This is a genomic window from Streptomyces muensis (assembly GCF_021474425.1).
GTDB lineage: Bacteria > Actinomycetota > Actinomycetes > Streptomycetales > Streptomycetaceae > Streptomyces > Streptomyces muensis.
This window is the reverse complement of sequence record NZ_JAKEIP010000107.1, coordinates 19,648-27,229: the sequence shown is the minus strand read 5'-3', so window position 1 is coordinate 27,229 and position 7,582 is coordinate 19,648. Positions and strand designations below refer to the sequence as shown.

Annotated in this window: 4 protein-coding genes and 4 tRNA genes; 7 read left to right on the top strand and 1 reads right to left on the bottom strand. The window is 68.1% G+C overall.

What is annotated here, in order from left to right:
* From L0P92_RS24030 to L0P92_RS24000, 7 genes are all read left to right on the top strand, one after another.
* Nucleotides 1-1,475 (top strand): metallophosphoesterase family protein (locus tag L0P92_RS24030; RefSeq protein WP_234764923.1); only part of this gene is annotated, 1,475 nt, incomplete at its 5' end.
* An 80-nt stretch (nucleotides 1,476-1,555) separates the two neighbouring features.
* Nucleotides 1,556-1,628: transfer RNA gene (locus tag L0P92_RS24025), tRNA-Glu, on the top strand.
* A gap of 37 nt (nucleotides 1,629-1,665) precedes the next feature.
* A tRNA-Asp gene (locus L0P92_RS24020) sits at nucleotides 1,666-1,740 on the top strand.
* Nucleotides 1,741-1,762: 22 nt separating this feature from the next.
* A tRNA-Phe gene (locus tag L0P92_RS24015) sits at nucleotides 1,763-1,836 on the top strand.
* 239 nt (nucleotides 1,837-2,075) lie between these two features.
* Nucleotides 2,076-6,020 carry an ATP-dependent RNA helicase HrpA gene (gene hrpA / locus L0P92_RS24010; RefSeq protein WP_234764922.1) on the top strand — a complete coding sequence of 1,315 codons (3,945 nt, stop codon included), beginning with the start codon at nucleotides 2,076-2,078 and terminating at the stop codon, nucleotides 6,018-6,020.
* Nucleotides 6,021-6,113: 93 nt separating this feature from the next.
* A tRNA-Asp gene (locus L0P92_RS24005) sits at nucleotides 6,114-6,188 on the top strand.
* Nucleotides 6,189-6,534: 346 nt separating this feature from the next.
* The gene (locus L0P92_RS24000; RefSeq protein ID WP_234764921.1) at nucleotides 6,535-6,750 is read left to right on the top strand and encodes a DUF6274 family protein; all 216 of its coding nucleotides are present in this window, start codon (nucleotides 6,535-6,537) and stop codon (nucleotides 6,748-6,750) included.
* Between the two features lie 503 nt (nucleotides 6,751-7,253).
* Here L0P92_RS24000 and bldC read toward each other — a convergent pair.
* Nucleotides 7,254-7,460: a developmental transcriptional regulator BldC gene (bldC, locus tag L0P92_RS23995; protein ID WP_003949541.1), complete on the bottom strand. Its 207-nt coding sequence runs from the start codon at nucleotides 7,458-7,460 to the stop codon at nucleotides 7,254-7,256.
* Nucleotides 7,461-7,582 lie beyond the last annotated feature (122 nt).

Here is a 7,582-nt window from a genome sequence, read left to right as displayed (position 1 = left end):
CACCCGAACTCGTCACCCAGCCCCACCCCTGGACACGCGCCCTCGGCCTGATCACGGTCGTCCTCCTCGGCGCCTGGCTCGGCCTGCTCGTCGTCGGCAACGTACGCGTCCCCGTCGGCCCCATGAACACGACGATGACCCTGCGCCCCTCCGTCAGCGGCGGCACGAAGATCAACGTATCCCCCCTCGGCGCACTCCAACTGGACAGCCACACCGCCCCCGTCCGCCTCGACGTCAACGTCGACCAACTCGACCCCGTCCGCGCCCAGGCCCTCGTCGACCACCCCGAACGCCTCTCCGGCCTCCAGGACGAGGTCGCCCAGGACGTCACCCACGGCACCGTCGACCTCGCCGTACGCAGCTGCGTCGCCGTCGTCACCGGCGCCACCGCACTCGGCCTCGCCGTCTACCGCCGCCCCCGCCGCGCCCTCGCCGCCGGCGGCCTCGCCCTCACCCTCCTCGCCGCCTCCGGCGGCACCGCCTACGCCACCTGGAACCCCGAATCCGTCCTGGAACCCAAGTTCTCAGGACTCCTCTCCTCCGCCCCGTCCCTGGTCGGCAACGCCCGCAGCATCGTCACCGAATTCGACGTCTACCAGAAGGAGTTGGCCCGCCTGGTCACCAACGTGACGAAGCTCTACGACGCCACCTCCACCCTCCCCGCCTACGCGCCGGACCCCACCACCATCCGCGTCCTGCACGTCTCCGACATCCACCTCAACCCGGCGAGCTGGAAGATCATCGCCTCGCTCGTCGACCAGTACAAGGTCGACGTGATCGTCGACTCCGGCGACACCATGGACCACGGCACAGCCGCCGAGAACGGCTTCCTCGACCCCATCGAGAACCTCGGCGCCCCCTACGTCTGGGTCCGCGGCAACCACGACTCCCAGCAGACCCAGCGCTACCTGGAGAACCTCAAGAACGTCCACGTCCTGGACGACGGCGAGGCCAAGACCATCTCCGGCCTGCGCTTCGCCGGCATCGGCGACCCCCAGTTCACCCCCGACCGCTCCCGGATCCCCGGCGGCGACGCCGCGAACGAACTGGCGGGCGCCCGCCTCGCCACATCGCTGCGCGACCAGAGGACCGCCGGCACCCCCGTGGACGTGGCCGTCGCCCACGAACCGGTCGCCGCCCGCCAGACCGACGGCGAGGTCCCCCTGGCCCTGGCCGGCCACATCCACCACCAGGAGACCGAGCTCCTGCCCTACGGCACCCGCCTGCGCATCGAGGGCTCCACCGGCGGCAGCGGCCTGCGCGCCATCGAGGGCAAACACCCCGACCCCATCCAGACCTCGATCCTCTACTTCGACCGCGACACCCGCCGGCTCCAGGCCTGGGACGAGATCGAACTGGGCGGCCTGGGCCTGACCACCGCGGAGGTACGGCGCCACCTGGTCGAGGAGAACCAACCCGGCGCGACGGACTCCCCGAGCCCGTCGGGCTCGACGTCCCTCACTCCCTCCCCGTAAACCGTTTTGGCGATACCTCCCGCCATCCCATATGCTTCTCACGTCCCCGACGCGCTGAGAAGCGCCCAGGCGGGCCGATAGCCCTCATCGTCTAGCGGCCTAGGACGCCGCCCTTTCAAGGCGGTAGCACGGGTTCGAATCCCGTTGGGGGCACGCAACACCGTGTGCGACACTGTCGTACACATCGCTTGGTCCTGTGGAGCAGTTTGGAGTGCTCGCCACCCTGTCAAGGTGGAGGCCGCGGGTTCAAATCCCGTCAGGACCGCTGAGGCTTCTCGAAGCCTCATGGCTGGGTAGCTCAGTTGGTACGAGCGTCCGCCTGAAAAGCGGAAGGTCGCCGGTTCGACCCCGGCCCCAGCCACCGCAGCCCTACCAAGGGCGACGCCCCCTCCGGGATCTCCCGAGGGGGCGTTTTGCATGTCACCCCACCTCACCCCGCCACCGCCCTGTCAAGGTGGAAGCCGCGCCCGCGGCGCAGCCGAAAGGTCGCCGGTTCGACCCCGTCGTACGAGGGAGCGTGCCCGCACACGCACCCCGTCCCACCGCCGGAGGCAAAAGCGTTCGCCATCGATTTCGGTGGGATGAGATCCTGGATCGCGTATGTCTACGCAGCCTGCCCCCGCCCTCGGCGCCCTCGCCCCCCGTCTGACCGAGTTGTCCCTGCGTGATGCGCAGCGGCTCGGGCGGCGGCTCGAAGGTGCGCGCAAGATCCGTAAGCCGGAGGCGCGGGCCGCCGTGCTGGCCGAGATCGAGGCGGAGATCGCCAAGGGTGAGGAGCGTATCGCCACGCGGCGCACCCTTGTGCCTGCCGTCACGTATCCCGAGCAGCTGCCGGTCAGCCAGAAGAAGAGCGATATCGCGGAGGCGATCCGTGATCACCAGGTGGTGATCGTCGCCGGTGAGACCGGGTCCGGGAAGACCACGCAGATTCCGAAGATCTGTCTGGAGCTCGGGCGTGGTGTGCGCGGCATGATCGGGCACACGCAGCCCCGCCGTATCGCGGCGCGCACGGTCGCGGAGCGGGTGGCGGAGGAGCTGGACACGCCGCTCGGGGAGTCGGTCGGCTGGAAGGTGCGGTTCACCGACCAGGTGAACCCGGACGCCACGTTCATCAAGCTGATGACGGACGGCATCCTGCTCGCGGAGATCCAGACCGACCGTGAGCTGCGCGCCTACGACACGATCATCATCGACGAGGCGCACGAGCGGTCTCTCAACATCGACTTCCTGCTCGGGTATCTGGCGCAGCTGCTGCCGAAGCGGCCCGACCTGAAGGTTGTCATCACTTCGGCGACGATCGACCCCGAGCGTTTCTCGCGGCATTTCGGTGACGCGCCGATCATCGAGGTCAGCGGGCGTACGTATCCGGTGGAGGTGCGATATCGGCCGCTTCTCGAGGAGGACTCCGAGGACTCCGACCGGGATCAGATCACCGCGATCTGCGATGCGGTGGAGGAGCTGCAGGGCGAGGGCAAGGGGGACATCCTCGTCTTCCTCTCGGGTGAGCGGGAGATCCGGGACACCGCCGACGCGCTCGTGAAGAAGAACTACCGGTTCACCGAGGTCCTGCCCCTGTACGCCCGGCTCTCGCACGCCGAGCAGCACCGTGTCTTCCAGCCGCACACCGGCCGCAGGATCGTTCTGGCGACCAACGTCGCCGAGACGTCGCTGACCGTCCCGGGCATCAAGTACGTCATCGACCCCGGTTTCGCCCGGATCAGCCGCTACAGCCACCGCACCAAGGTCCAGCGGCTGCCCATCGAGCCGGTCTCCCAGGCCAGCGCCAACCAGCGCAAGGGCCGTTGTGGTCGGACCAGCGACGGTGTCTGCATCCGGCTGTACTCAGAGGACGACTTTCTCGCCCGCCCGGAGTTCACGGACGCCGAGATCCTCCGTACGAATCTCGCCTCCGTCATCCTCCAGATGACCGCGGCCGGCCTCGGCGACATCGAGAAGTTCCCGTTCATCGACCCGCCGGACCACCGCAACATCCGCGACGGTGTCCAGCTGCTCCAGGAGCTCGGCGCGATCGACCCGGCCGAGAAGGACGTACGCAAGCGGCTCACGCAGACCGGCCGCAAGCTCGCTCAGCTGCCGGTCGACCCGCGGCTGGCCCGGATGGTCCTGGAGGCGGACAGGAACGGCTGTGTCCGTGAGGTCATGGTCATAGCGGCGGCGCTGTCCATTCAGGACCCGCGCGAGCGGCCGGCCGACAAGCAGGCGCAGGCTGACCAGCAGCACGCCCGTTTCAAGGACGAGACCAGCGATTTCCTCGCGTATCTGAACCTGTGGCGTTACGTCCGCGAGCAGCAGCGTGAGCGGGGCTCGTCGTCGTTCCGCCGGATGTGCAAGCAGGAGTATCTGAACTTCCTGCGCATTCGCGAATGGCAGGACATCTATACGCAGCTGCGTACGGTCGCCAAGCAGATGGGCATCCATCTCAACGAGGAGGACGCCCCGGCCGACCGGATCCACCTCTCCCTGCTCGCCGGTCTGCTCTCCCACATCGGTATGAAGGATGTGAAGGACGGCGCGAAGAACGAGTACCTGGGGGCCCGCAGCGCGAAGTTCGCGATCTTCCCGGGCTCGGCCCTCTTCAAGAAGCCCCCACGGTTCGTGATGTCCGCCGAGCTGGTGGAGACGTCCAGGCTGTGGGCCCGGGTCAACGCGAAGATCGAGCCGGAGTGGGTCGAGCCGCTCGCCGGGCACCTGCTGAAGCGGACGTACAGCGAACCGCACTGGGAGAAGGACCAGGCGGCGGTGATGGCGTACGAGAAGGTCACGCTGTACGGCGTGCCGATCATCGCCCAGCGCAAGGTGAACTACGGCCGTATCGACCCGGAAGTCAGCCGCGAGCTTTTCATCCGCAACGCGCTGGTCGAGGGCGACTGGCGCACGCACCACAAGTTCTTCGCCGACAACCGCAGACTCCTCAGCGAGGTGGAGGAGTTGGAGCACCGGGCGCGGCGCCGGGACATCGTGGTCGACGACGAGACGCTGTTCGACTTCTACGACCAGAAGGTTCCCGAGCACGTCGTCTCCGGAGCGCACTTCGACTCCTGGTGGAAGCGCAAGCGGCACGAGCAGCCGGAGTTCCTGGACTTCGAGCGCGAGATGCTGATCCGGGAGTCGGCGGAGGCGGTCACCAAGGCGGACTATCCGGACTCCTGGCGGCAGGGTGGGCTGAAGTTCCGGGTGACGTACCAGTTCGAGCCGGGCGCGGACGCCGACGGTGTGACCGTCCACATCCCGCTCCAGGTTCTCAACCAGGTCACGGACGAGGGCTTCGACTGGCAGATCCCGGGTCTGCGGGAGGAGTTGGTGACGGAGCTGATCCGTTCCCTCCCGAAGCCGATCCGCCGTAACTACGTGCCGGCGCCGAACTTCGCCAAGCGCTTCCTGGACACGGCGGTGCCGCTGCAGGAGCCACTGACCGTGACCATGGCCCGTGAGCTGAAGCGCATGGTGGGGGTGCCCTTCACCGCCGACGACTTCGACTGGGCGAAGGTCCCTGAGCACCTCCGCGTCACCTTCCGGATCGTGGACGAGCGGCGTCGCAAGCTGGCCGAGGACAAGGATCTGGAGGCGCTCAAGCTCCGTCTGAAGCCGAAGGCCCGCAAGGCCCTCTCCCAGGCGGCCGCGGCCACCGCGTCCCGTCAGGGCGGCGAGTCCCTGGAGCGCACCGGCCTGACCGACTGGACCATCGGCGCCCTCACCCGGGTCTTCGAGACCCGCCGCGCCGGTCAGCCGGTCAAGGCGTACCCGGCGCTGGTGGACGACGGCGACACGGTCTCCGTACGGCTCTTCGACACGGAAGCGGAGCAACAGCAGGCGATGTGGAAGGGCACGCGCCGGCTGATCCTGCGCAACATCCCGGTCAATCCGGCGAAGTTCGCGTCCGAGAAGCTCACGAACGCCCAGAAGCTGGCCCTGTCCGCCAACCCCCACGGTTCGATCCAGGCTCTCTTCGACGACTGCGCGATGGCGGCGGCGGACAGGCTGATCGGCGACTTCGGCGGGCCGGCATGGGACGAGGAGTCGTACCGGAAGCTGTACGACAAGGTGCGCGCCGAGATCGTCGACACGACCGTGCGTACGGTGGGCCAGGTGCAGCAGGTCCTCGCCGCCTGGCAGGCCGCCGAGCGCCGTCTGAAGGCCGTACGCAGCCCTGCCCTGCTCGCCAACCTCACGGACGTGCGCAAGCAGCTGGACGCCCTTGTGCGGCCCGGTTTCGTGACGACGGCGGGCCTGCGCCGGATGCCCGACCTGATGCGCTACCTGATCGCGGTGGACCGCCGGCTCCAGCAGATGCCGACGAACGTCCAGCGGGACACGACGCGCATGGAGAAGGTCCACGAGATGCAGGACGAGTACGCCTGGCTCCTGGAGCAGATGCCGCAGGGGCGCCCCGTGCCGCAGCAGGTCCTGGACGTCCGCTGGATGCTGGAGGAGCTCCGCGTCAGCTATTTCGCCCACGCGCTGGGCACGGCGTACCCGATCTCCGACAAGCGGATCGTGAAGACGATCGACACGCTGGCACCGTGACGAGCCGTGCACGTTGGGTGAGTTCGACCCCGGGCTCACCCTCCTGTACAGTCTCTTCTCGCAGCGCAACGCACGATCAGCGCCGCGAAACCTGGTCCTGTGGAGCAGTTTGGAGTGCTCGCCACCCTGTCAAGGTGGAGGCCGCGGGTTCAAATCCCGTCAGGACCGCAGTGAAGAGTGAGGCCCGTACCCGGTAGAGGGTGGCGGGCCTTATTCGTGTCCCACCCGCACGCCCCCTCACCACCCTGTCAAGGTGGAGGCCGCGCCCGCGGCGCAGCCGCAATCGGACACAGCAAATCCCGTCAGGACCGCAGCGAAGAGTCAGGCCCGCCGGCCCGCACCCTCCAGCCCGTCCGGCGTTTGAGGACGAGGCCCTTCGGGCCGAAGCGGGGGTCTGGGGGCCGCAGGCCCCCGGGGACGGCCACCACGACGCCCCGGCACCTTGACGGCGTCACATTCGCTCGGTACCCAGAAATCAGGGCCCTTCCGGCGTGGCCCCCCTTGGAGGTGGCGTATGGCGGCATCGACTAGGCACGAGACGCGGGCCCTGCTCCGCGCGCACCTGGCGGCCGCCACCTCCTATCGACATCTCACGCGCCACTGCCCGATCTGCCACCGCCTGTTGCGACTGGCGATGGACTCCGCCCCGCGCAGCGCCCCTAAGGCCGCTCCGGTCCCCGAGGAGGCAGTCGGGGAGGTCGTCGCGGAGGAGGCCCCGTCCACAGCGTGACTCGTCCGCCCCGGACCAACGTCAACTCCCGTCCTGGCATGGGCCGCTGGCACACGCAGACCCCCTCTAGCGCACAGAGGCCACACCCAACAAGCACCGCGCGCTGTGACGGGTGTCACCGCATGAGTTTCCGGAAGCGCGGAACTTACACCCCGCCTACAACTGGTCAATTTAATATGTGCAATTGCACCAGCTTCTAGGCATCCTCCGGCACACGCTCCGTGACGCTCCAGGGCGGGTGCACAGGAGATCCGACAGCCCTCCCCAGACTCCGACAAGGCCACGCACAGACGGCCGGTCGGCACACATCCCGCGCACAAAAAAGATCGCGCTGGACTCGGCGGAGTCCAGCGCGATCCACGACGCACCCATGTTGCGTGCCTGAAGAGCTCTGACGGCTCGGGCGTGGGCTCTGTTGGGGCAGAACCCGCGTCGCTTGGAGCTAGGGTTCGGGCGCCGCGGCAAGTTGGGGGAACTGCCGTTTTGCCCGGTTATGGAGTTGTTCAGGCTTCGCTGCGCTGCTGCGGGATGCCCGCGAGCAGTGCGCGGACCTCAGCCTCGCGGTAACGGCGGTGTCCGCCGAGCGTACGGATGGAAGTAAGCTTCCCGGCCTTCGCCCACCGCGTGACCGTCTTCGGGTCCACACGGAACATGGTGGCGACCTCAGCCGGGGTCAGCAGCGGCTCGGCATCAGGGGTGCGAGCGGTCATGAGCGGCCTCCTCGGGAGAACCGAACCTTCTCGGTTCTTTCCTCTAAATTCTGCACCTTGACCCGCGTTGCCCGAAATGGCGGACGCGAGTCGAGTCGGTTATAGGACGAACGGCTTGTCCT